Here is a 22,684-nt window from a genome sequence, read left to right as displayed (position 1 = left end):
ACCGCTCACAGCGCGGTGAAATCGATTGCCTGAAACAAATCGGCGCCAATACCGGCAAAACTCAGCAACGCCGGCAACTGCCCGGCAAACCCCTGGAAACCATGGTCGCCGCCGGCCTGAATGCGCAAGGCACAGGCCCGGTAATACTGCTGGGCATGGCGATAGTCCAGCGTTTCGTCCCCGGTCTGCAACCACACCTGATACCGCTGCGAATCCTGCGGCGCCGGCACTTCCAGTTCGGCCAGGGCCGTTACGTGGTCGTGGGTCAATTCCCAGGTTTCGTCGGTGTACAGGTTCTTCTGCGTCCCCAGGTATCCGTCGAACATCCGGTGCGGACTGACGGCCGGGTTGACCAGCAGGGCTTTCAGGCCATGGCGCTCGGCCAGGTGAGTCGCATAGTAGCCGCCGAGCGAGCTTCCCACCAGCAAGGGCCGGCCGAGTTCGGCGATTGCCTGCTCCAGCTGACCGATGGCTTCACGCGGGTGGTGATGCAACGCCGGGACACGCAGTTGATCGCTCAAACCCAGCCGCTCCATCACCTCGACCAGCTGACAGGCCTTCTTCGAGGCCGGCGCGCTGTTGAAACCGTGGATATAGAGGATCGAACCGGACATTTGAGCTCCCTGGGTGTCGGCTAAAGAAAGCGGAGTTTACAGGGAGTCGAGGGTCGTTGGGCCAGCACCCGAGGAAATCAGCGCCGCGCCCCTGAATCAGTAGCCGTTGGAGCCGTAATCGACCGTGAACTGGAAATCGGTGACACGCTCCACGCCCGTCTCGATCCGCCCGTCCGGCAGCAACCGCAACCAGCGATAGCCCGGCGCCTGCTCTCCGACCTTGAAATCCTCGCTGCCCGGCTCGAACTGAATGCAGGTCGACGGCGAAGCGATCAGCCGCACGCCATTGCGCTCGCGGTCGATCTCCTGATGCACATGCCCCCACAACACGGCCCGGGCCTGCGGGAAGCGGTCAAGCACGTCAAAGAACGCTTCGGGATTGCGCAAGCCGATCGGCTCCATCCATGCACAACCGATCGACACCGGGTGATGGTGGAAACACACCAGGTGATGCCGATCCGGCGCCTCGCTCAACGAGCGGGCCAGCAATTGCAGTTGGTCATCCTGCAAATACCCCGGCACCGAACCCGGCACCGCCGAGTCGAGCAGGGTCACGCGCCAGTTGCCGACATCCACCACCGTTTCCAGCAGCGCGCTCTGCACCGCCGCCATTTGCATGATCTGCGGTTCGTCGTGATTGCCAGGGATCCAGCGCGCGGGGGCATCGATCTGCGCCGTCATCTGACGAAATTGCTGGTAGGACTCCAGCGTGCCGTCCTGGGACAGATCACCGCTGGCGACGATCAGGTCGATCTGCGGCTGCTGTTCGAGCACCAGTTCGATGACTTTTTGCAGGCTCTCGCGAGTTTTCATGCCTAACAGCGCACCGTCCGCCTCGGCGAACAGATGACTGTCGGACAGTTGCACCAGCAACGCCGCATCGGCAGTGGTCAGAGTCGATACGCTCGGCAAGGCGTTCTCCCAGGGCTGGACGCCGGGTCGGAAAGGTTCGCAATTATGCTGGGGGAAGTCCCCGGGAAGAAACCGCCGAACCGGACGCAGTTCACAACTTGCCGCTGTAATAGAAACTATCGAACGGCGGCGTACTCGTGACCGCAGGCCAGGCAATGACTCAGCCACTCCCCGAGGAACAGATTGAGCTGGGCCTTTTCGTCCGGCTGGTGCATGGCCGCATTGGGGTAAGGATAGACGCCGCGAAAGCGTCGCGCATGTTCGGCGCTGATGACTTCGGCCATGCGCGCGTCGTGATAGACCTGCACTTCCAGTTGCGGCACCGGCAGCCATGGCAGGCTGTGTTCCTGACGCACTTGCAGGGTCGTGGTGTACGGGCAGGTCTGCAACACTTCGATGGCCAGCACTCCGAGCATCTGGTCGCCCTGGGTCACGGCGATACGCCGTGCTTCGGGGTCGCGGCGCATGTCCGGCAACAGTCGCATCAGGCGCGCGTAGTTGGCCTCGCAGGCGGCTTGCAGGCCCACAAGGTCGACACGATAACGATCGCGCAGTTTGTTTACGACCATAGCCCCCTCACTTCGGCGCGATTGAGCGCCAGCCACTGCAAGGCAATGATGCCCGGTGCATTGGCAATCCGACCGTCGCGTACGGCCTGCAGCGCATCCTCGAATGCCCAGACCGTGACGCGGATATCTTCTGCCTCTTCCTCCAGCCCATGCAGGCCGCCAACGCCTTCGGTGCTGCAACGCCCCAGATACAAATGCACGAACTCGTTGCTGCCCCCCGGCGACGGGAAATATTGCATCATCGGCCACAACGCCTTGATGTCGAGTCCAGCTTCCTCCTGCGCTTCGCGGCGAGCAACTTCTTCCGGCACCTCTTCCTTGTCGATCAGACCGGCGACCAGCTCGACCAGCCAGGGATTGGCGGTCTTGCCCATGGCGCCGACGCGAAACTGCTCGATCAGCACCACTTCATCGCGCTGCGGATCGTAAGGCAGCAGGCACACGGCGTCGTGTCGCACGAACACTTCACGGTCGATTTCGCGGCTCATGCCACCCGCGAACAATTCATGGCGCAAATGCACACGGTCGAGCTTGTAGAAGCCCTTGTAGCATTGTTCGCGGCGCACGATATCGATGGCGGCGGGAGTGGCTTTGGCAAGATCGGTCATGGGCATCCTCGTTTACTGCAATTCCAATACGAGGCTGCGTTTTTTGTGACGGGCAACCTCGACTTCGCGCCATCCTAACGCGCCCGCGATGTTTGATGCAGCCCCTTTACCGTCAGCGGGATGGACGGTGGAGGCGAAACCCACTCTAATTAGCTTAGTGGCGAACTGACCGCTTCGTAGAGAGTCGAAGCGGTAACTTTTTGCCTTCCCCTGTTTCAGAAAGGACGCCCATGTCGCTTTTCAAAATCGCCTCCGTGGCGGCCATCGCCCTGACCCTGGGCGCCTGCGCCAGCCTGTTCCAGCCCAACTACCGCACGCCGCTGGAAGCCACCCGCGACGCCTCGGAAACCCTGAAACCCGGTTGCTCCAACCCGGACTGCCCGCTGGTGAACATCGACACCCTGCACTTCCCGGCCGAGCCTGCGCTGGACGGCATCATCGAAAAACGCCTGCTGCAATTCACCCGCACCGAGCCGAACGCACCGGTGGCGCCAACCCTGGCGGCCTATCGCGAGCAGTTCCTGCGCACGGCCGGCCCGCGCAACAGCAGCTATTTGCAGGCGAAAGTACGCGAGCAGCATGACGGTCTGGTGATTGTCGAAGTGTCGAGCTACCTGGACACCGGCGGCGCCCATGGTACGCCGGGCCGTGGTTTCATCAACTATTCGCGCCAGCAGCACAAAGTGCTGAGCCTGTCGGACATGTTGGTGCCGGGGCAGGAGGAAGCGTTCTGGAAGGCTGCGCAAGTGGCGCATAACAGCTGGCTGATCAGCACCAAGCTCGATCAGGAACCGGAATATGTGAAGAACTGGCCGTTCGTCAAAACCCCGCACGTGGCGCTGACTTACGGCGGCGTGATCCTCAAGTACGACGTGACCACCATCGCGCCTTATGCGCTGGGCCACGTCGAACTGAAGATCCCTTACCCGCGCCTGAACGGTATCATCAAGCCCGAGCTGTTTCCCGGCCGTAACTGAAGGCCCGGCCCAGCACGAGTTGCAGCAACCCTGCCAGGACCAGCGCCGGCAGGGTTGCGCCGACATCCGGATACAGGTTGGCCAGCAGGTGGTAAGTGCTGATGCCACCCAGCCAGGCCAACAGCGCCGGCCAGCGCAATGCGGCCGAAGCGACCTGGCCACTGCGCTTGCGCAGGATGAAGTGTTCCACCAGCACCACGCCGAACAGCGGCGCGAACACCGAGCCGATCAGCAGCAGGAAATTCTGGTACTGCGCCAAAGGCGCGAGCAGCGCGATCAGGGTGCAGATCACACCGATGGCCAAGGCCAGATGCTCGACTTTCAGACGTAGCAGAATCCCGCTGGACACCGCCGCCGAGTGAATGTCGGCAAAGGCGTTTTCCGACTCGTCCAGCAGAATCAGCAACAGCGGAATCCCGAGGCCTGCACCGGCCAGTGCCAGCAGCAGCGCGTTGACTTCACCGCTCGGCGCGAAGGCCAGGGTATAGGCGACCCCCAGGCTCATCAGCCAGAAGTTGCCGATGAAAAAACCGGTCGCCGTACCGCCGAACACATTCTTCGCCTTCTTGCCGAAACGCGAGTAGTCGGCAATAAGCGGCAGCCACGACAGCGGCATCGCGATGGCAATGTCGAAGCCCACGGCGAACGGCATCGAACCATCCCCGGCCTGTGCCCACAAGGCGCTCAGATCAGCCTTGGCGAACAGGTTCCAGGTCAGCCAGATGCACGCGGCCAAAATCAACCAGATGCCCCATTTGCGCAGGATCTTGCGCACGAATGTCAGCGGACCGCTGACGGCGAGCAGCGTCGCCAGTGCACCGAAGCACAACGTCCACAACATCGGGCTGGCCCACAGCGAACCTTCGCTGAACGCGCGGGTGCCGAGCAGGCTGGCGGCGTCGCGCATGACGATGATTTCGAACGCCCCCCAACCGATCAGTTGCAGCAGGTTGAGCAGCGCCGGCAAGCTCGCGCCCTGGCGGCCGAGGCTGAGTTTCAGCGCGGCCATCGACGACAGGCCGGTGTCACTGCCGATCACGCCAACAGCGGCCAACAGCAGGACGCCGACCAGGGTGCCGAGGAAGATCGCCAGCAGTGATCCCGACAGGCCCAGCCCCGGCGCCAGCAATGCACCGGTCTGCAAAACCATCAGGCCGATGCCGAGGGAAAACCACAGGGAAAACAGATCACGACCGCCGAATACACGCTTGTCGGCGGGCACGGCGAGGTCGGGAGAATAAGTACCGGGTTGAATGCTCAAGGGTGTTATCTCAGAGGGACATTTGTTGTTTTTCGATCGTCATCGCGGCGGCGCGAACGCCGCCGGAATCAGGTCAGATCAAACCTTCTTGTACAGCTGACTGCCTTCCTTCCTGAACCGCTCGGCCTGTTCCGCCAGACCCTGGGCGACGTCCACGTCGACCGCGTCAATCCGCTGGTTGGCCGCGTATTCGCGGACTTCCTGAGTGATCTTCATCGAGCAGAATTTCGGCCCGCACATCGAACAGAAATGCGCGACCTTCGCCGAGTCCTTCGGCAGGGTTTCATCGTGATACGAACGGGCGGTGTCCGGGTCCAGACCGAGGTTGAACTGGTCTTCCCAACGGAATTCGAACCGCGCCTTGCTCAAGGCGTTGTCGCGGATCTGTGCGCCGGGATGCCCCTTGGCCAGGTCCGCTGCGTGGGCGGCGATCTTGTAGGTGATGATCCCGGTCTTCACGTCATCCTTGTTGGGCAGGCCCAGGTGTTCCTTCGGCGTCACGTAGCAGAGCATCGCGCAACCGAACCAGCCGATCATCGCCGCACCGATACCCGAGGTGATGTGGTCATAACCCGGTGCGATGTCGGTGGTCAGCGGGCCGAGGGTGTAGAACGGCGCCTCGTCGCAGCACTCCAGCTGCTTGTCCATGTTCTCTTTGATCAACTGCATCGGCACGTGGCCCGGGCCTTCGATCATGCACTGCACGTCGTGCTTCCAGGCGATCTTGGTCAGCTCGCCGAGGGTTTCCAGTTCGCCGAATTGCGCTTCGTCGTTGGCGTCGGCAATCGAGCCCGGACGCAGGCCGTCGCCCAGCGAAAAGCTGACGTCGTAGGCCTTCATGATTTCGCAGATTTCGTCGAAGTGGGTATAGAGGAAGTTCTCTTTGTGGTGCGCCAGGCACCACTTGGCCATGATCGAACCACCACGGGAAACGATGCCGGTCACGCGCTTGGCGGTCAGCGGCACGTAGCGAAGCAGCACGCCGGCGTGGATGGTGAAGTAGTCGACGCCCTGCTCCGCCTGTTCGATCAGCGTGTCGCGGAACAGCTCCCAGGTCAGGTCTTCAGCGACGCCGTTAACTTTTTCCAGTGCCTGATAAATCGGCACGGTGCCGATCGGCACTGGCGAGTTACGGATGATCCACTCGCGGGTTTCGTGAATGTGCTTGCCGGTGGACAAGTCCATGACAGTGTCCGAACCCCAGCGAATGCCCCAGGTCAGTTTCGCCACTTCTTCTTCGATGGACGAACCCAGCGCACTGTTGCCGATGTTGCCGTTGATCTTCACCAGGAAATTGCGGCCGATGATCATCGGTTCCAGTTCGACGTGGTTGATGTTGGCCGGGATGATCGCGCGGCCACGGGCGATTTCTTCACGCACGAATTCAGGAGTGATTTCTTTCGGGATGCTCGCGCCAAAACTGTGGCCGGCGTGTTGCTGGTTCAGCAGGCCGGCAGCCCGGGCCTCTTGCAGCTTCATGTTTTCGCGGATGGCGACGTATTCCATCTCGGCGGTGATGATGCCTTGGCGGGCGTAGTGCATCTGGCTGACATTGGCCCCGGCCTTGGCGCGGCGCGGGTTGTTGACGTGGGCGAAGCGCAGCTTGGTCAGCTCTGGATCGGCCAAGCGTTCCTGACCGAAATTCGAACTCAGGCCTGGCAGACGCTCGGTGTCGCCACGGTCTTCGATCCACGCCGAACGCACATCGCCCAGACCTTTGCGTACGTCGATCACCACGTTCGGATCGGTGTACGGGCCTGAGGTGTCGTAGACGGTAACGGGCGCGTTGATTTCGCCGCCGAAGTCGGTCGGGGTCACATCGAGGGTGATTTCGCGCATCGGCACGCGGATGTCCGGGCGGGAGCCCTGAACGTAGACTTTTTGCGAACGGGTGAACGGTTGAACCGACTGCTCGTCGACCTTGGCCGAGTCACTCAGGTTGATCGCGTTTTTAGATTTTGTAGTCATCACGGGCTCTCCAGACAGCATCCAGGCAGTGGATTGTCGGAGCAGAACCTGAAAGGCACGGACGCACCAGAACTGGTGCTGTGCATCGTCGTCGAGCGTTCGATTGTCGAACAATTTCCCGGACGAAGCACAAGAGGACTCGCCGGGTGACGAGAAATCTTGTTCCCTACGCAGGCGCTAACCTGATCAGGTTCAACGGGATCCGAAATTATTCGATCTCAGCCTCATAGCAAGGCACCCCGACAAGAACCCGGCCAGTCTAGACACAACCGGCAAAGAACGCCAACACCGTGGCAAACACCATGATGAATGGCGCAATTGCGGGTGTTTGCAGGATTGTGACCGGCTCAATGCGCAACTACACTCGCCTTGCCCCGCTGCGCCTTGACGCTACGGGGCTTGCGCCTTACCTTTGGCGCCCGGATTATTTCCATAATATTTTGCTAGGGATCGCCTCATGCTGCGCAAACTCTCACTGGCTGTTGCCGTGTCTTGTGCGTCCAACGCAATGGTCTGGGCAGCAGAAGCGCCCTTGTCGACCAAGACCGATCTGGTCAGCGTCTATCAGGAAGCGGTCGACAACAACGCCGATCTGGCCGCCGCCCGCGCCCAGTACGGTGCCCAGAAAGAAGTCGTGCCACAGGCCCGCGCCGGGCTGCTGCCGAACCTCTCCGGCGGTGCCGAAACCGCCGCCGTGCGCACCTCGATCGACCAGCCCTCGGCCATCGCCAACCGCAGCGCGCACTCCTATCAGGCGACGCTGGCGCAGCCGCTGTTCCGCGCCGATCGCTGGTTCCAGTACCAGGCTGCCAAGGACGTCAACGAGCAGGCCGCGCTGCAACTCTCGGCCACCGAGCAGAACCTGATCCTGCAATCGGCCGAAAGCTATTTCAACGTGCTGCGCAGCCAGGACAACCTGGCCTCGACCAAGGCTGAAGAAGCGGCGTTCAAGCGCCAGCTCGACCAGTCCAACGAGCGCTTCGACGTGGGCCTGTCGGACAAGACAGACGTGCTGCAATCGCAAGCCAGTTACGACACCGCCCGGGCCAACCGGATCGTTGCCCAGCGTCAGGTCGATGATGCGTTCGAAGCGCTGATCACCCTGACCAACCGCCAGTACAACTCGATTCAGGGCATTGTCCACACCCTGCCGATCCTGCCGCCGGCGCCGAACGACGCCAAGGCCTGGGTCGATACTGCCGCGAAACAGAACCTCAATCTGCTGGCCAGCAACTTTGCGGTGAGTTCCGCCGAACAGACCTTGAAACAGCGCAAGGCCGGCCACCTGCCGACCCTCGACGCCGTGGCCAAATACGAAAAAGGCGACAACGACGCTCTCGGCTTCTCCAACCCGAGCGCCTTCGGCACGCCGTATCACGGCAACGTCGAACAGAGCACCGTGGGCCTGCAACTGAACATCCCGATCTACAGCGGCGGGCTGACCAGCTCCCAGGTGCGCCAGTCTTACGCGCAACTGGATCAGAGCGAGCAGCAGCGCGAAAGCCTGCGCCGGCAGATCGTGGAAAACACCCGCAACCTGCACCGCGCGGTGAACACCGACGTCGAACAGGTGCAGGCGCGCCGGCAGTCGATCATCTCCAACCAGAGCGCGGTGGAAGCCACGGAAATCGGTTATCAGGTAGGTACGCGCAACATCGTCGACGTGCTCGACGCCCAGCGTCAGCTCTACACCTCGGTGCGCAACTACAACAACACCCGCTACGACTACATCCTCGACAATCTGCGCCTGAAGCAGGCGGCGGGGACGTTGAACCCGGGTGACCTGCAGGACCTGACCCGTTATCTGAAAGCCGACTACAACCCGGACAAGGACTTCCTGCCGCCGGATCTGGCCAAGGCCGCCGAAGCCCAGCTCAAGGCCCGGCCTTAAACAAAAACGCAGCCCTGAGGCTGCGTTTTTTATGGGCGGTCGATCAGCCTTCCCAGTCCATCAAGCAAGCGCTGCAACGCGCCCTGATTGCGGCGCATCACGCTCAGCCCGGCTTCCGCCATGCGCTGCGCATCCCGTGGCAATTCGAACAACCGCTGCACTTCTGTCGCCAGACCTTCGGCGTCATCCACTTCGGCCAAGGCTCCGGCGCTGCGCAGTTGGGCGGCGATATCGAGGAAGTTGAACAGGTGCGGGCCGCTGATCACCGGTTTTGCCAGCGCTGCCGGTTCAAGAAGGTTGTGGCCGCCGTTGGGCACCAGGCTGCCGCCGACGAATGCGCTGTCGGCCAGAGCATAGAGAAACAGCAACTCGCCCATGGTGTCGCCGAGCAGCACCGAGGTTGTGGCATCGACGTTGGCGCCGGTCGAACGACGCACCGTGGCGAAACCTTCTCGCTGGCACAGTTCGAACACCGAGTTGAAACGTTCAGGATGGCGAGGCACCAGAATCAGCAACGCATCGGGATGGTTGGCCAGCAAGCGGCGATGGGCATTGAGCACCACCTCGTCTTCGCCTTCATGGGTGCTGGCGGCGATCCACACCGGACGCTCCTGCGCCTGCCATTGGCTGCGCAGTTCAGCGGCGCGTTGCAACAGCTGCGGGTCGATGGTCAGGTCGAACTTGATCGAGCCGGTGACTTCGACCGTCTCCGGGCGCGCACCGAGATCGCGGAAGCGCCGGGCTTCGGCTTCGGTCTGCACGGCGAACAGGCTCATCTCGGCGAGCATCGGCGCAGTCAGCTTGCTGAACCGACCGTAACCTTTGGCCGAACGCTCGGACAGGCGTCCGTTGGCCAGCGCCACCGGAATCCCGCGCTTGGCGCATTGGTGAATGTGGTTGGGCCAGAGTTCGGTTTCCATGATCACCGCCAGTTTCGGCTGCACGCGGTCGAGAAAACGCGCCGCGGCGCAGGGCAAATCGTAAGGCAGGTAGCAATGCTGGATGCGCGACTCGTTGGCGAACAGCGCGTGAATACGCTCCGAACCGGTCGGCGTCATGCAAGTCACGGTGATCGGAAGCGTTGGATAACGTTGCAGCAGCGCGCGAATCATCGGCGCGGCCGCGATGCTTTCGCCCACCGACACGGCGTGAACCCAGATGCCTCCGGGCTGCAGAGTCGGCATGCCGTAGGAGAAACGTTCGCCAATCCGCTTGGCATACGCCGGTGCCTTGCGCGAACGCAGCCATAGCCGAATCGCCACCAATGGCAGCCCCAGGTAAAACAGCGCGGTATAGAGAGTTCTATTCATGGCGGCGGAGTTTATCGGCTTTTGCCGCCGATCGCCCGCAGGTGTATGGCAAATCGCTCCGCCAGCCAACGCGCCGCCGGCCCCAGCGGTTCGTCGCGGCGCCAGACCAGCTCCACCACCAGCGCCGGCGGTGTCCATTCGCTGTCGAGTTCCACCATCAGGCCTTGATATGCCGAGTACTGCACCACGTGGCGCGGCAGCCAGGCCCAGCCGAGATCGCGAACCAGCCATTCAGCCATCACGTAGAAACTGTCGGCGCGCCACACCTGAGGGCTGGCCGGTTCACTGCCGGGGTAGACGCTGGTCTGGGTCGACATCAGCAGTTGCCGATGTTGCGCAAGCTGCTGGCAGTTGACCCGGGACTGCGCCGCCAGCGGATGATTGACGCCGCAGACCGTGACCATTTCCACGCTGCCCAGCACCCGGCGTTCCAGCGCTTCGGGGATTTCATCGTGATAGAACAGCAGCCCGAGATCGGCCCGGCGCTCCACCAGTTTGCGCGAAACCTCGCCCTGGGCCGCGCTGGTCAGTTGCACCTCCAGACTTGGAAACTGCTCGGCCAACGCACCGAAGCTTTCCACCAGTGCCTGATAAGGCATCGCCTCATCCTGGGCCACCCGTAATTGCGCCTCCTGACCGCGCAACATTGCCATGGCCCGGCCGTTCAGGCGCTCGCACTGACGCAGCACTTCTCGCGCCTCTTCGAGCAAGGCTGCACCCGCTTCGGTAAGACTCGGCTGACGACCGCTGCTACGCTCGAACAGACTGACACCGAGATCGTCCTCCAACATGGCAATCGCGCTGCTGATCGCCGACTGCGCCTTGCGTTGCTCGCGCGCCACGGCGGAGAACGAGCGCTGTTCGGCGACCGCGACGAAGACGCGTAACTGATCCAGATTCCATTGCATGCTCATCGGCCAACCCATCTCATATACAGATAGGTAATGACTTTACCCCATCCGGGTAGTCACTAGAATGCCGCCTCAGAAAGCAACGCTTCACACGAGGATTTGAACATGAACGCCTACGTCTATCTGGCCATCGCCATTTGCGCCGAAGTGATCGCCACCGTTTCGATGAAAGCCGTCAAGGGCATCAGCACGCCTCTGCCCTTGGTGCTGGTCATCGTCGGCTACGCCATCGCGTTCTGGATGCTGACGCTGGTGGTGCGCAGCGTGCCGGTGGGCGTGGCCTACGCGGTGTGGGCCGGTATGGGCATCGTGATGGTCAGCGTCGCCGCGCTGTTCATCTATGGGCAAAAGCTGGACGTGCCGGCGATGCTCGGTATGGCGCTGATCGTGCTCGGCGTGGTGGTGATCCAGCTGTTCTCGAAAACGGCCGGGCACTGATAAGCCGATCCAGATTTCTGTGGGAGCCAGTGTGCTCCCACAGTGGCGGGTACCTTCCCTCTGTTGATCATCGACAAATCCCCTTTTCCCCGAGTCTGTATACTGCGCCCTCGTCTTGAACACTGAGGTCGTTGCATGCCATCTCCCATTTCCACCGACGTGCTGATTGTCGGCGCTGGCGTCGCCGGTCTCTGGCTGAACGCGCGCCTGCGTCGCCAGGGTTTCTCGACCGTGCTGGTGGAAAGCGCCAGCCTCGGCGGCGGGCAGAGTGTGAAGTCCCAGGGCATCATCCACGGCGGCGCCAAGTACGCGCTGCACGGTGCGCTGACTGGTGCCTCGGAAGCCATCGCCGACATGCCGCGCCGCTGGCGTGAAGCCCTGGCCGGCAACGGCGAACTGGACCTGAGCGGCGTGCGCCTGCTGTCCGAAGCCCATTACCTGTGGTCACCGGGCACCCTGGCCGGCAACCTCACCAGTTTTTTCGCCAGCAAAGCGGTGCGCGGCCGGGTCGATCAGGTCAAGGGCGATCAATTGCCACCAGCCCTGCAAGACAAACGCTTCAAGGGCAAGGTCTACCGCCTCGCCGAACTGGTGGTCGACGTACCGAGCGTGATCCAGCGTCTTGCCGACCTCGCCGGTGACGGCTTGCTGGCCGGCCAGAACATCGAGCCGCTGCTGGAAAGCGGCGTGCTGGTCGGCCTGAAGGTCGACGGTCGTGAGATCCGCGCCCAGCGCATCGTGCTCAGCGCCGGTGCCGGTACCGCAGCGTTGCTGGAAGCTCTCGGCCTGACCCATCCGGCCATGCAACGCCGGCCGCTGCACATGATCATCGCCAAGGGCCCAGGACTGAAGCCGCTGTACGCTCACTGCCTCGGTGGCGGCACCAAGCCGCGCATCACCGTAACCACTCACCCGGCCGCTGACGGCCAGTGGGTCTGGTATCTGGGCGGCGACATTGCCGAATCCGAAGGCGTGGCCCGTGAGCCGGCCGAGCAGATCGCCACTGCGCAAAAGGAAATCGCACAGTTGTTGCCGTGGATCGACCTGAGCAACGTGCAATGGGCGACCCTGCGCGTCGACCGCGCCGAACCGCTGCAAACCGGCCTGACTCGCCCGGACAACGCGTTCCTCGCCGAGGAAGGTCGCCTGCTGGTCGGCTGGCCAACCAAACTCGCCCTGGCGCCGGACTTCGCTGACAGGGTGATTGCGTCCCTGGCACGCGATGGCATCCAGCCGGGCCACCCGGCTCCGCTGCCCGAGCTGCCGAAACCACCGATGGGCGTTCCGGCCTGGGAGCAACTGCTGCCATGAGCCTGCCGACCCTGCACGATCTGCATCGCCCGTTGGGAAGTCTCGGCCTGCTGGTTTCCCCACTGGGCCTGGGCACCGTCAAGCTTGGCCGCGACCAGGGCGTGAAATACCCCAACGGTTTTCAGATCCCCGACGACGACGCCGCGCGGATGCTGCTCAAGCAGGCGCGGGAGCTGGGGATCAACCTGATCGACACCGCGCCGGCCTATGGCCGCAGCGAAGAACGCCTCGGCCCGTTGTTGCGTGGCGAGCGTCAGGACTGGGTGATCGTCAGCAAGGTCGGCGAAGAGTTTGTCGATGGCCAGTCGACTCACAACTTCAGCGCCGCCCACACGCGGATGTCGGTGGAGCGCAGCCTGCAACGTCTTGAAACCGATTTTATCGACCTGGTGCTGGTGCACTCCGACGGCAACGACCTGGCGATCCTCAACGACAGCGAAGTCTACGCAACCCTCGCGGCGCTCAAGGCCGAGGGCAAGATTCGTGGCTTCGGTTTCTCCGGCAAAACCGTCGACGGTGGACTCAAAGCGCTGGAGCAAGGCGACTGCGCGATGGTCACCTACAATCTGAACGAACAAAACGAGAAGGCGGTCATTGACTATGCTGCTGCCCACGGCAAAGCCATTCTGGTGAAAAAAGCTCTGGCCAGCGGTCACGTGTGCCTGAGTCCCGGCGTGGATCCGGTGCGCGCCAGCTTCGAGTTGTTGTTCGCCCAGCCCGGCGTGGCCAGTGCCATCGTCGGGACAATCAATCCGCTGCACCTCGCCCATAACGTTGCGACCGTTGCCCAGGTCCTTCGTGGTCACTGACGCCGCCCCGCGGCCTTAAGCAGGAGCCGACATGCCGCGTACGCTCATCAGAAAGAACCCGAGCAACTTCAAGACGCTGCCGCTGTTCGTCGAAGCGACGCCCGAAGGCTTGACCTATCAGAGCGTCGGCATGCCGCTGAATTTCGCCCAGACTTTGCAACGGCGCAAACCGGTCAGCGTGGCTGACGCCGAGCGCTTTGCGCTGGAGCTGGCCAACCTTGGTGTTTCGGTACGTCTGACCCTGCACTGGCAGAATCGCGATTATTGGGTGCTGGTGCGCCAGCGTCGGCAGGATCGCGGCGACGTCGTGCTCAAGCTGATTTCCGGCTACGTGCCGGCCCATGAACTGAACATTCCGCTGCACACGGCGATCCAGGAGATTGCCGAAGAATGCCTGCTGGAAACCCCGGAAGGCTGGCTCGGCGGGCGCTTCAACGACACCTGGCTGCCGGCGCCGTACGCCTCGGCGCTGCATTATCGCGAGGCCCTGCCCTTTCGCCTGACACCGTTGTCCGGCTCGGCACGGCCAGTGCGCTGCGCCAATCTGCAATTGCTCGAACGGCCACGGGCCTACGTGCACTTGCCGACCGCGTCCCTGCAATTGATTTACGACCTGCGCCTCGACGTGCCCAAGGAAGCCAAGAGCCTGAGTCTGTTCCATGTCGATGAACGGCTGGAAGGCGATCAACTGGTTGCCCGGCTCGACCGCAAACGCCCCGATCTGTACTTGATGCCATTGCAGGATGGCGAACCGCTCCCTGAGCTGTATACGCTGAAGAAAGGTCAGTTATACCCGGCGGGCACTCGCGGCCTGTATCTGGCCGAGAGTTTCGCCCGACAGGACGGCTGGCTTGTACGAGATGAACGGATTCGCTGGAAGGACTGGCTGCGCCAACAGGGTTTGACGCCGCCACCCAAGGACACGGGGCTGGCGCGATTGCGCGGCAAGGCGAAACAACTTCTGAAGAAGATCGTACCGCGCAAGAAAGTGAACTCCTGAACGGCAAAAGACCGCGTCTGCGAGTGACCCCAGAAAGTCAATCGCAGACGCGGTCTTTATGTTTGCATCACTCGGACTTGCGGATTTTTTCCACAATCGCGGTGGTCGAGCTGTTTTCCACCAGCCCCAACACCTTCACGGTGCCGCCATAGGCTTTGACGATGTCGGCGCCGACAACCTGGTCGATGCCATAGTCACCGCCCTTCACCAATACGTCCGGCTTGACCTCGCGCAGCAGGTTTTCCGGGGTGCCTTCGGCGAAGCTGATAACCCAGTCCACCGCACCGAGACCGGCGAGAACCGCCATGCGCCGATCGACGCTGTTGATCGGCCGGCCCGGGCCTTTCAGGCGGCTGACCGAAGCATCGTCGTTGATCGCGACGATCAGACGGTCGCCTTGCGCTCGCGCCTGCTCGAGGTAGGTCACGTGCCCGGCGTGGAGGATGTCGAAGCAGCCGTTGGTGAACACGATCCGCTCGTTGTGTGCACGGGCATCGGCCACCGCCAGCAGCAGTTGCTCAAGACCCAGCACGCCACGTTCGGAACCTTCCTCGCGCTGAATGGCGCGACGCAGTTCCGGAGCGCTGATCGCCGCCGTACCCAGTTTGCCGACCACGATGCCCGCCGCCAGGTTGGCCAGCGCCACCGCGTGCGGCAGTTCTTCACCAGCGGCAATCGCGGCCGCCAGGGTGGAAATCACCGTGTCGCCGGCACCGGTCACGTCGAACACTTCACGGGCCCGGGCCGGCAGGTGCAGCGCCGGATGATCCGGACGCAGCAAGGTCATGCCGTGCTCGCCGCGAGTCACCAGCAGTGCGCCGAGCTCAAGGTCGTGCATCAGTTTCGCGCCCTTGCCCACCAGTTCGTGCTCGTCGACGCAACCGCCGACGATGGCTTCGAACTCGCTGAGATTCGGGGTGATCAGGCTCGCGCCACGGTAGATCGAAAAATCCTTGCCCTTCGGATCGGCCAGCACCGGAATGCCTTTGGCACGGGCGGCCTGGATCAGCGCCTGATGGTTTTTCAGGGCACCTTTGCCGTAGTCGGACAGCACCAGCACCTTGATGCCTTCCAGCAGGTCGTCGACCTGGGAGGCGAGCGCGAGGGCGTCGGTGGCGAACGGTTCTTCGAAGTCGATACGCAGCAATTGCTGGTGCCGGCTCATGACCCGCAGCTTGACGATGGTCGGCTGGTGCGCGATGCGCTGGAACAAGGCACGCACGCCCGCCCCCTTGAGACTGTTGCTCAGGCTGTCGGCGGCCTCGTCGTCACCGGTCACACCGACCAGCGACGCCGGCGCACCCAGCGCGGCAATGTTCAAGGCAACGTTGGCGGCACCGCCCGGGCGATCTTCAATTTGCTCGACCTTTACAACCGGAACCGGCGCCTCAGGGGAAATCCGTGAGGTACCACCATGCCAGTAACGGTCGAGCATGACATCGCCGACCACCAAGACAGGGGCTTGATCGAATCGCGGCATGGACAACTTCATGGAGCAACCCACATACAAAATGAACAGGGGCGCGATATTAACACAGGGTTGGCAAAGGCTTGTGCGGTGGCTGCAACAGGATGAAACGACAGGGTTTTTTGCTCATTTTTTGCACAGAAACGACGCCAGTCGATGGCAGGCATCGGCCAGTTCGACCTCATCGGTATCGATCCGGCACTCGGCCGTCAGCGGCGCCTCGTACGGACTGTCGATCCCGGTGAAGTCCTTGATCCGCCCTTCCCGCGCCGCCCGATACAAACCCTTCGGGTCGCGTCGCGCGCAGACCTCCAGCGAGGTGCTGACATGCACTTCAATAAAATCCCCTTCGGCAAACAACCGGCGCGCCGTATCCCGCTCGGCACGAAACGGTGAAATGGCGGCCACGATCACGATCAACCCGGCGTCCACCATCAACCGCGCCACTTCGGCGGTGCGCCGGATATTCTCGCGCCGGCAAGCCTCGGTCATCCCCAGATCGCGGCAAAGACCGCTGCGCAAGTTGTCGCCATCGAGCAGGAACGTATGCAGCCCGAACTGATGCAAATGCAACTCCAGGGCGTTGGCCAGCGTCGATTTGCCGGCCCCGGACAACCCGGTCAGCCACAGGCAGCGCGGTTGCTGCGACTTCTGCTCGGCCCGGGCCTGGGCGGGAAGAGCCAAGGCATAGGGGCGGATGGCCGGAGGTGGCAGGGAAACCGAAAGTGCTTCATTCATAGCCGAGCATCTCGTAGTCACGTTCATAGACTCGCCGTACCAGGCGCCGCGTGCGCTGCGTGCAAAAATCACGTGCCGGCAACGGACGCCGTTGCCGGGAAACGTTGACGTGCTGCAATTGACTCGTCAGTCCCAGGTGCTCGCACACCAGGCGAAAATCTCGCTCCAGATGCTCCTGATAGCCGACGAAGTCCAGCGCCAGGCGACCCAGCGAATCGGTAAGAAAGTCGGTTTGCGCGGCAAAGTGCAATTGTCGCGAAATGGTGTCGGCATGCAGCCAGCGCGCAACAAAATCGTTGAAGTCGCGGTAATGCCTGACCATTTGCTGCGCTGCGTGATCACGCTCGCTCAGTTCGTTGCCGCGCAGAAAGGCAAATGCCGAATAAGCACGTTCCAGCGGATCACGCACGAAAGCAAACTTGTATGCAGCGGCAAACTGCGCGGGAAACTGCTCTTCATACCAGTACAACGGCAGATGGCCGGGGCGCCAGCCGTCGAACATCGCGGCACACACACTGCTGCCAGCGCATTTGGGTACATGAATGAACAGACAGGAACGCTGCGCAAAAGCCTTGGGAAAGCTCAGGTTGGCTGACATCGACTTGTTCACCACTTGCCGGTCGACCACCGACAGGCGCCCAAGCAGAAAAGCCCGCTGCGGCTTGGGCAGCAGTTTCCACAGATAGCGTTGCAGCATGAGAGTACCCGCGCGACGGGGATAACCCCTTCGTTGGAAGTCAAAATTCGTTCAGGAACCTTAACAAGCGCGATGCCGGGTTTTATGCAGGTTTGGTCAAGAAGGGTAAAGATCCGGATACAAATGGCCGGGCGCATTGCGCGCCCGGCGTTCACAACGCGGGATCAGGCGATGTCTTCGGCCGGTGCGTCGAGGCCCATGGCGTTCAGGCGCGCGTAGTAGCCGTTCTGCGCCAGCAGTTCGTCATGAGTACCGCGCTCGACGATCCGGCCCTGATCCATGACCAGAATCAAGTCAGCCTTCTCGATAGTCGACAGCCGGTGAGCGATAACCAGCGTGGTGCGCCCCTTCATCACCTGGTCCAGCGCCGCCTGAATATGCCGCTCGGATTCGGTGTCGAGTGCCGAGGTAGCCTCGTCGAGAATCAGCAACGGCGCGTTCTTGAGCAAGGCTCGGGCGATCGCCAGACGCTGACGCTGACCGCCGGAAAGCAGCACGCCGTTCTCGCCGACCTGGGTGTCCAGGCCTTCAGGCAACTGCGCAATGAAATCCATCGCGTACGCATCACGCGCAGCTTTCTCGATGTCTTCACGCGGAGCCCCAGCGAGGTCGCCGTAGGCAATGTTGTTGGCCACGGTGTCGCTGAACAGGGTGACGTGCTGGGTGACCTGGGCGATGTGGCGGCGCAGGTTGAGCAACTTGTACTGCTCGACTTCTACACCGTCGATCAGGATTTCGCCCTTGTCGTGGTGATAGAAACGCGGAATCAGGTTGGCCAGCGTCGACTTGCCGCTGCCGGAACGCCCCACCAGCGCCACCATCTGCCCCGGTTCGGCCGAGAAGCTGATGTTGTCGAGTACCTGACGTTCGGTGCCCGGGTAGGTGAAGCTCAGGTTGCGCACCTCGAGACGACCGGTAACCGAATCGCGCTCGACCGTGCCGGTATCGACTTCCGGCTCGACGTCCAGTTGCTCGAAAATGCTTTCGGCACCGGCAACGCCTTTCTGGATGGTCGAACTGACTTCGGACAACTGGCGAATCGGTTTGGGCAGCAGGCCAGCCAGGGTGATGTAGGCCACCATGTCACCCGCCGAGGCATCACCGCGCAGGAACAGCACCAGGAACATCAGCACGGCCATGGCGGTGTAGATCACCAGTTGCAGCATCGGCGTGTAAATGGCGCCGGTGCGGGTCATTCGCAGTTGTTTGTCGGTATTGCTCTGGCTGGCATTGAGGAAGCGTTTCTCTTCGTAGGCTTCGCCGCCGAAGCTGCGCACTACGCGATAGCCCTGGATGGTTTCCGACGCAACGTGGGTCACGTCGCCCATGGCCAACTGGATCTTCTTGCTTTGCTTGCGGAATTTCTTGCTCGCGGTACGCACCATCACGGCGATCAGCGGCAGGATCGCGACCATCACCAGCGTCAGCTTCCAGTTCATGAACAGCAAGGAGGCGAACAGGAAGATCACCGTCATGCCTTCACGGATTACGACCTTGATCGCATCTGTTGCCGCCCCCGTGACCATGGTCACGTTGAAGGTGATACGCGAAATCAGATGACCGGAGTTATGCTTGTCGAAATATCGGTTCGGCAGCACCAGCAAGTTGTTGAACAGCTGCACCCGTAGATCGTGGACCAGGCCCAGAGAAACCTTGGCCAGGAAATAGTTGCCCAGATAGGACCCCAGGCCCTGCCACGCAGCGATCAGGATGATCAGCAGCGGTACGGCCTGCAAAAGCTGCAGATCGCGCAGGTAAGGCACAGTGGGAAACAGCACGGCCTCGGGATTGGACAGACCGTCGACGAAATACTTGAGAATGTAACCGAGCATCGGCTGGGTCGATGCGAAAATAAGAAAACCAACAATGCTGATCAGAAACAGACTGACATACGGCCGGACGTAGCCGAGCAGGCGGAAGTAGATTTTCAAGCTCGAAGGGCTTGCGGCGGGACTGGAGTCGGTCATATCACGCGAAAGTAGATAAAAAGGACGCTGACTTTAGCACAGCTTCTTCAGGGTTCTGGCAATCGGGCAAAGGCTGTTATTGTTAGACGTCTTTTTCAGCATCAAATTGCCATCAACGAAATGGCCGATCAACTTCAGGATTGAATCTCAGAGCATGCAACTTCGCGGTTTCAGCAGTACGTCCAGTCGAATCTTCGACTTCATCAGCCTGTGGATACTTCCCGTCGGCTACTTCCTGCTCCTGTGCGCGCTGTTCTTCCTGCCGGGTCGCAGCCTGCACCACAAACTGTTTTATGGTTTGTTCAGCATTCCGGCGTTGATTGCACTGTGCCTGCGTCCACGCGAGTTCAAGGAAATGCTGCGCGAACCGTTGATTCTCGCGTTACTTGTGTTCGTCGCCTGGGCGCTGCTCAGCCTATGCTGGGGGCCGCACGACGAGTCGGTCAGCGGAATGCTCAAGCCTCCCCTGCATACCCTGCTGCTGTTCGTCGGTTGTTATCTGCTGGTGCGCTACCGCGCGGACATTCTTTCGCCATTGCTCTTCGTTGCCGCCGTGGTTGCGCTGATTGCTACGACCTGTTTCCTCATACCCTTCGTCCATCATTACGATCCCAACGCGCGCCTGATCGGCGGCGGAGCATTCGACAACCCGCTGCTCAGCTCCCATCTATTCGGATTTTTCTGTTCCTATTGGCTCAGTATCAGCATGTCGTGCAGGCATGCCCGTCTGCTCTGGCTCAGTATGCCGGCGATGCTGATCATGTTCGCGGCGGTAATCGCGACCGGTTCCAGAACGCCGCTGGTCGCCTTGACCATGGCGGCTTGCTGGCTGGCCTTCATCTGCTGGAATCGCCGTTCGCTGGTAATGCTGGGGGCGTTGGCCACGGTCGGCATCACCGTGGCCACCCTGTTTTCGAAGATGATCACCGAGCGCGGCGACTCCTACCGTTTCGAAATCTGGCAGATCGCCCTGCAAAGAATTTCCGAGCATCCCTGGATCGGCCATGGCTATGGTGCCGATCTGGCGATTGACCCGGGAGTCGGCTACAACTTTCAGGAGCCGCACAGTTTTGTTCTGGGCGTGCTTTATTACGTCGGCATACTGGGCTTGCTGCCGTGGCTTTTCTTCCTGCTCTGGGGCTTGCTGAGCAGCTGGCGCCAGCGCGTTCAGCCGTTGTTGATCATCGCGTCCACCTGGCTGATATTCGGTATCGGCGCGGGACTGACAGAAGGCGGCGGCATCATTTCTCGGCCCAAGGAACACTGGTTCCTGCTATGGATTCCACTGGCACTGATTGCCGCCCTTATCATCAATCAGCGCGCTCGACGCTTACTGACAGTCCCGGTGCGGAAGCTGTCGACCTCCGACCTGCAGCAGCTCGGCGCCGATGCGCAGGTGATTGAAGAAGATGGCCTGGGACCGAAGGTGCTGCGTCTGAGCGATGGCAGCTTCCTCAAGCTGTTCCGTCCTCGTCGCTGGTACACCTCTGGCAACTTCAATCCTTATTCCGAACGTTTCGCCATCAACAGCGAACAATTGCGCCGCATGGGCATCCCGACCCCACAAGTGCTGAATCTGTATCGCCTCGACGACGGCAGCAGCGCGGTGCATTACGCCCCGTTGCCGGGCCATACCTTGCGCCAGGTGCTCCAGGGCATCACGGCACCGGCTGTGCGGCAGGCGCTGGTCGAGCGTTTCGGCAAATTCATGGCCCGACTGCATGAACAGGGCGTTTACTTCCGCTCGCTGCATCTTGGCAACGTGCTGGTATTGGAAGATGGAGAGTTCGGGCTGATTGATCTGGCGGACCTGCGCGTCTACCCTTCGCCCCTGAGCCTCTCGCTGCGCCAACGTAATCTGCGACACATGCAACGCTACACCGTCGACAAACGCTGGCTGTTCGAAGATCACCTCGACGCGTTGCTCCAGGGATACGCCATGACGGCGTCCAAATCCGCAGTAGACAATCTGCACAAGCAAGTGCTGGCCGGCAACATTGCGGCCCGGGTTCATTGATGATCGAAACCAATCCTCTTATTGCGCCGGCCGCCTATCTGCTGGCCATCGTGACCGCTGCACTGCTGTTGCGCGCAGTCCCGAAGATAGCTCGCCACCTCCAGCACTCCGGTGAAAGCCGCTACGCGAGCATTGACGGCTTACGGGGTTATCTGGCCTTCGGCGTGTTCGTGCATCACTCGGTCATTACCTGGATATTTCTGCGTACGGGGGTGATCGACTTCCCGCCGAATCCCTTCTACTCGATGCTGGGTCAAGGCAGCGTAGCGCTGTTTTTCATGATCACCGGGTTTCTGTTCTGGGGCCGTCTGTTGGCTCAGGGTCGGTCGTTCGACTGGATGGCCTTCGGCGTCTCACGAGTGTTTCGCCTGTACCCGCTGTATTTGCCGTTGATGCTGATAGTGTTCGTCACGGTGTTCCATCTGCAGGACTGGGAGCTGAAGGTGTCCGCTTTGGAGCTGTTCAAGCAGAGCGCCGCCTGGCTGACGTTTGACCGGCCCGACGTCAATCTGTACCCGCACACCGGCATGCTGATATCCAACGTCACCTGGACACTGGCCTACGAAGTGTTTTTCTATCTGGCGCTGCCGCTGGCCGCCATGGTGTTCATCTTCCCGGGCAACTGGCGCCAGGTAGTGCTGTGCCTGATCGGGATTTATGCGCTGTATCAACTGGTTGGCTGGGAGCACTCGCTCAAGAAACACTTCCTGGTCAGTTTCCTCGGCGGGATCGCCGCCGCGTATTGGGTGCGTCGTCCGCAGTTGGTGGCCTGGAGCAAAACGCCCGTGGCCGGGGTGATCGCCCTGCTGGCATTGACCATTGCCTTCACCGCATTCAGCCGGGCATTCAAGACGCCACCGTTGTTCCTGCTATCACTGTTCTTCGTGATCGTGGCTTCGGGCAACACCCTGTTCGGCGCCCTCAAACCGCGCAGCATTCGTTGGCTGGGAGAAATCAGCTACAGCACCTACCTGCTGCATGGTTTCGTGCTCTGGCTGATGGTTCAGCGCCTGCCGCTGGCCCTGAACCTCGATGCTCGCGAGGCTTGGGTCTTCCTGCCACTGATGGCGGTGTGCACCTGTCTGCTGATTCTGATCAGCAGCGCGACGTTTCTGTACATCGAGCAGCCTGGCATGAACGCCGGCAAGAAGGTCGTGCATTGGATTCGCCAGCGTCAGCAAGGTAACAAGCGCCTGGCGGAAAAAGCCGCTCGCTGAC

The 22,684-nt window shown here is 61.5% G+C and carries 20 protein-coding genes and 1 riboswitch; of the genes, 8 read left to right on the top strand and 12 right to left on the bottom strand.

Annotated elements, in window-relative coordinates:
* Window positions 1–5: 5 nt before the first annotated feature.
* The 4 genes from NH234_RS03410 to NH234_RS03395 form a co-directional block, all read right to left on the bottom strand.
* Window positions 6–614, bottom strand: coding sequence for a YqiA/YcfP family alpha/beta fold hydrolase (locus NH234_RS03410; protein WP_367255632.1), 609 nt, complete (start codon window positions 612–614; stop codon window positions 6–8).
* A gap of 96 nt (window positions 615–710) precedes the next feature.
* Window positions 711–1,526 (bottom strand): 3',5'-cyclic-AMP phosphodiesterase, encoded by an 816-nt coding sequence (gene cpdA, locus NH234_RS03405; RefSeq protein ID WP_367255631.1) that lies wholly within the window; start codon window positions 1,524–1,526, stop codon window positions 711–713.
* A 116-nt stretch (window positions 1,527–1,642) separates the two neighbouring features.
* A complete protein-coding gene (locus NH234_RS03400; protein WP_085732644.1) occupies window positions 1,643–2,095 on the bottom strand; it encodes a DUF1249 domain-containing protein in 453 nt (150 codons plus the stop codon).
* Window positions 2,086–2,703 (bottom strand): NUDIX domain-containing protein, encoded by a 618-nt coding sequence (locus NH234_RS03395; protein ID WP_085732643.1) that lies wholly within the window; start codon window positions 2,701–2,703, stop codon window positions 2,086–2,088. The genes NH234_RS03400 and NH234_RS03395 overlap by 10 nt, the downstream gene beginning before the upstream one ends.
* Window positions 2,704–2,933: 230 nt before the next feature.
* On the opposite strand from NH234_RS03395, the gene NH234_RS03390 reads away from it, so the two are divergent.
* Window positions 2,934–3,680 carry an RsiV family protein gene (locus tag NH234_RS03390; RefSeq protein ID WP_085732642.1) on the top strand — a complete coding sequence of 249 codons (747 nt, stop codon included), beginning with the start codon at window positions 2,934–2,936 and terminating at the stop codon, window positions 3,678–3,680.
* On the opposite strand, the gene cytX is transcribed toward NH234_RS03390, so the two are convergent.
* Window positions 3,649–4,941: a putative hydroxymethylpyrimidine transporter CytX gene (cytX, locus tag NH234_RS03385; RefSeq protein ID WP_367255630.1), complete on the bottom strand. Its 1,293-nt coding sequence runs from the start codon at window positions 4,939–4,941 to the stop codon at window positions 3,649–3,651. The two genes, NH234_RS03390 and cytX, sit on opposite strands and share 32 nt — an antisense overlap.
* A gap of 78 nt (window positions 4,942–5,019) precedes the next feature.
* On the bottom strand, window positions 5,020–6,909 hold the full coding sequence (thiC, locus tag NH234_RS03380; protein ID WP_085732640.1) for a phosphomethylpyrimidine synthase ThiC: 1,890 nt from the start codon (window positions 6,907–6,909) through the stop codon (window positions 5,020–5,022).
* 146 nt (window positions 6,910–7,055) lie between these two features.
* Window positions 7,056–7,161, bottom strand: a riboswitch (TPP riboswitch).
* Between the two features lie 205 nt (window positions 7,162–7,366).
* Between thiC and NH234_RS03375 the strand changes: the two genes are divergently transcribed.
* Window positions 7,367–8,800, top strand: coding sequence for a TolC family outer membrane protein (locus NH234_RS03375; RefSeq protein WP_085732639.1), 1,434 nt, complete (start codon window positions 7,367–7,369; stop codon window positions 8,798–8,800).
* Window positions 8,801–8,829: 29 nt separating this feature from the next.
* Here NH234_RS03375 and waaA read toward each other — a convergent pair whose 3' ends face one another.
* Window positions 8,830–10,110, bottom strand: coding sequence for a lipid IV(A) 3-deoxy-D-manno-octulosonic acid transferase (gene waaA / locus NH234_RS03370; RefSeq protein WP_367255629.1), 1,281 nt, complete (start codon window positions 10,108–10,110; stop codon window positions 8,830–8,832).
* An 11-nt stretch (window positions 10,111–10,121) separates the two neighbouring features.
* A complete protein-coding gene (locus NH234_RS03365; protein ID WP_085732794.1) occupies window positions 10,122–11,024 on the bottom strand; it encodes a LysR family transcriptional regulator in 903 nt (300 codons plus the stop codon).
* A 102-nt stretch (window positions 11,025–11,126) separates the two neighbouring features.
* Between NH234_RS03365 and NH234_RS03360 the strand changes: the two genes are divergently transcribed.
* The 4 genes from NH234_RS03360 to NH234_RS03345 all read left to right on the top strand — a co-directional run bounded on the left by NH234_RS03360 (window position 11,127) and on the right by NH234_RS03345 (window position 14,579).
* On the top strand, window positions 11,127–11,459 hold the full coding sequence (locus tag NH234_RS03360) for a multidrug efflux SMR transporter (protein WP_085732637.1): 333 nt from the start codon (window positions 11,127–11,129) through the stop codon (window positions 11,457–11,459).
* Window positions 11,460–11,594: 135 nt separating this feature from the next.
* Complete coding sequence (locus tag NH234_RS03355) at window positions 11,595–12,770, top strand: NAD(P)/FAD-dependent oxidoreductase (RefSeq protein ID WP_367255628.1); 1,176 nt, start codon at window positions 11,595–11,597, stop codon at window positions 12,768–12,770.
* The gene (locus NH234_RS03350; RefSeq protein ID WP_367255627.1) at window positions 12,767–13,579 is read left to right on the top strand and encodes an aldo/keto reductase; all 813 of its coding nucleotides are present in this window, start codon (window positions 12,767–12,769) and stop codon (window positions 13,577–13,579) included. Before NH234_RS03355 ends, NH234_RS03350 begins: the two co-directional genes overlap by 4 nt.
* A 31-nt stretch (window positions 13,580–13,610) precedes the next feature.
* A complete protein-coding gene (locus NH234_RS03345) occupies window positions 13,611–14,579 on the top strand; it encodes a metal ABC transporter ATPase (RefSeq protein WP_262159116.1) in 969 nt (322 codons plus the stop codon).
* Window positions 14,580–14,646: 67 nt separating this feature from the next.
* Here NH234_RS03345 and hldE read toward each other — a convergent pair whose 3' ends face one another.
* The 4 genes from hldE to msbA form a co-directional block, all read right to left on the bottom strand.
* Window positions 14,647–16,071 (bottom strand): bifunctional D-glycero-beta-D-manno-heptose-7-phosphate kinase/D-glycero-beta-D-manno-heptose 1-phosphate adenylyltransferase HldE, encoded by a 1,425-nt coding sequence (gene hldE, locus NH234_RS03340; protein ID WP_085732633.1) that lies wholly within the window; start codon window positions 16,069–16,071, stop codon window positions 14,647–14,649.
* A gap of 102 nt (window positions 16,072–16,173) precedes the next feature.
* Window positions 16,174–16,785 carry an adenylyl-sulfate kinase gene (gene cysC, locus NH234_RS03335; protein WP_085732632.1) on the bottom strand — a complete coding sequence of 204 codons (612 nt, stop codon included), beginning with the start codon at window positions 16,783–16,785 and terminating at the stop codon, window positions 16,174–16,176.
* The gene (locus NH234_RS03330) at window positions 16,778–17,482 is read right to left on the bottom strand and encodes a sulfotransferase family 2 domain-containing protein (RefSeq protein ID WP_085732631.1); all 705 of its coding nucleotides are present in this window, start codon (window positions 17,480–17,482) and stop codon (window positions 16,778–16,780) included. The genes cysC and NH234_RS03330 overlap by 8 nt, the downstream gene beginning before the upstream one ends.
* 164 nt (window positions 17,483–17,646) lie before the next feature.
* On the bottom strand, window positions 17,647–19,449 hold the full coding sequence (msbA, locus tag NH234_RS03325; protein WP_085732630.1) for a lipid A export permease/ATP-binding protein MsbA: 1,803 nt from the start codon (window positions 19,447–19,449) through the stop codon (window positions 17,647–17,649).
* 154 nt (window positions 19,450–19,603) lie between these two features.
* On the opposite strand from msbA, the gene NH234_RS03320 reads away from it, so the two are divergent.
* Together NH234_RS03320 and NH234_RS03315 are read left to right on the top strand one after the other, a co-directional pair.
* Window positions 19,604–21,466, top strand: a complete 1,863-nt coding sequence (locus tag NH234_RS03320) for an O-antigen ligase family protein (protein ID WP_367255626.1) — start codon at window positions 19,604–19,606, stop codon at window positions 21,464–21,466.
* Complete coding sequence (locus NH234_RS03315; RefSeq protein WP_367255625.1) at window positions 21,466–22,683, top strand: acyltransferase family protein; 1,218 nt, start codon at window positions 21,466–21,468, stop codon at window positions 22,681–22,683. Before NH234_RS03320 ends, NH234_RS03315 begins: the two co-directional genes overlap by 1 nt.
* Window position 22,684: the final 1 nt, after the last annotated feature.

Source organism: Pseudomonas sp. stari2 (assembly GCF_040760005.1).
Lineage (GTDB): Bacteria > Pseudomonadota > Gammaproteobacteria > Pseudomonadales > Pseudomonadaceae > Aquipseudomonas.
Note: the sequence above shows the minus strand (reverse complement) of the source record. Positions and strands in the feature narration are given on the sequence as shown.

Coding starts and splice junctions, on each gene's coding strand:
- NH234_RS03390 (WP_085732642.1), top strand. CDS start 2,934: ATGTCGCTTTTCAAAATCGCCTCCGTGGCGGCCATCGCCCTGACCCTG.
- NH234_RS03350 (WP_367255627.1), top strand. CDS start 12,767: ATGAGCCTGCCGACCCTGCACGATCTGCATCGCCCGTTGGGAAGTCTC.
- NH234_RS03320 (WP_367255626.1), top strand. CDS start 19,604: ATGCAACTTCGCGGTTTCAGCAGTACGTCCAGTCGAATCTTCGACTTC.
- NH234_RS03355 (WP_367255628.1), top strand. CDS start 11,595: ATGCCATCTCCCATTTCCACCGACGTGCTGATTGTCGGCGCTGGCGTC.
- hldE (WP_085732633.1), bottom strand. CDS start 16,071: ATGAAGTTGTCCATGCCGCGATTCGATCAAGCCCCTGTCTTGGTGGTC.
- NH234_RS03395 (WP_085732643.1), bottom strand. CDS start 2,703: ATGACCGATCTTGCCAAAGCCACTCCCGCCGCCATCGATATCGTGCGC.
- cysC (WP_085732632.1), bottom strand. CDS start 16,785: ATGAATGAAGCACTTTCGGTTTCCCTGCCACCTCCGGCCATCCGCCCC.
- thiC (WP_085732640.1), bottom strand. CDS start 6,909: ATGACTACAAAATCTAAAAACGCGATCAACCTGAGTGACTCGGCCAAG.
- NH234_RS03360 (WP_085732637.1), top strand. CDS start 11,127: ATGAACGCCTACGTCTATCTGGCCATCGCCATTTGCGCCGAAGTGATC.
- NH234_RS03330 (WP_085732631.1), bottom strand. CDS start 17,482: ATGCTGCAACGCTATCTGTGGAAACTGCTGCCCAAGCCGCAGCGGGCT.
- NH234_RS03315 (WP_367255625.1), top strand. CDS start 21,466: ATGATCGAAACCAATCCTCTTATTGCGCCGGCCGCCTATCTGCTGGCC.
- NH234_RS03345 (WP_262159116.1), top strand. CDS start 13,611: ATGCCGCGTACGCTCATCAGAAAGAACCCGAGCAACTTCAAGACGCTG.
- waaA (WP_367255629.1), bottom strand. CDS start 10,110: ATGAATAGAACTCTCTATACCGCGCTGTTTTACCTGGGGCTGCCATTG.
- NH234_RS03365 (WP_085732794.1), bottom strand. CDS start 11,024: ATGAGCATGCAATGGAATCTGGATCAGTTACGCGTCTTCGTCGCGGTC.
- NH234_RS03410 (WP_367255632.1), bottom strand. CDS start 614: ATGTCCGGTTCGATCCTCTATATCCACGGTTTCAACAGCGCGCCGGCC.
- NH234_RS03375 (WP_085732639.1), top strand. CDS start 7,367: ATGCTGCGCAAACTCTCACTGGCTGTTGCCGTGTCTTGTGCGTCCAAC.
- msbA (WP_085732630.1), bottom strand. CDS start 19,449: ATGACCGACTCCAGTCCCGCCGCAAGCCCTTCGAGCTTGAAAATCTAC.
- NH234_RS03400 (WP_085732644.1), bottom strand. CDS start 2,095: ATGGTCGTAAACAAACTGCGCGATCGTTATCGTGTCGACCTTGTGGGC.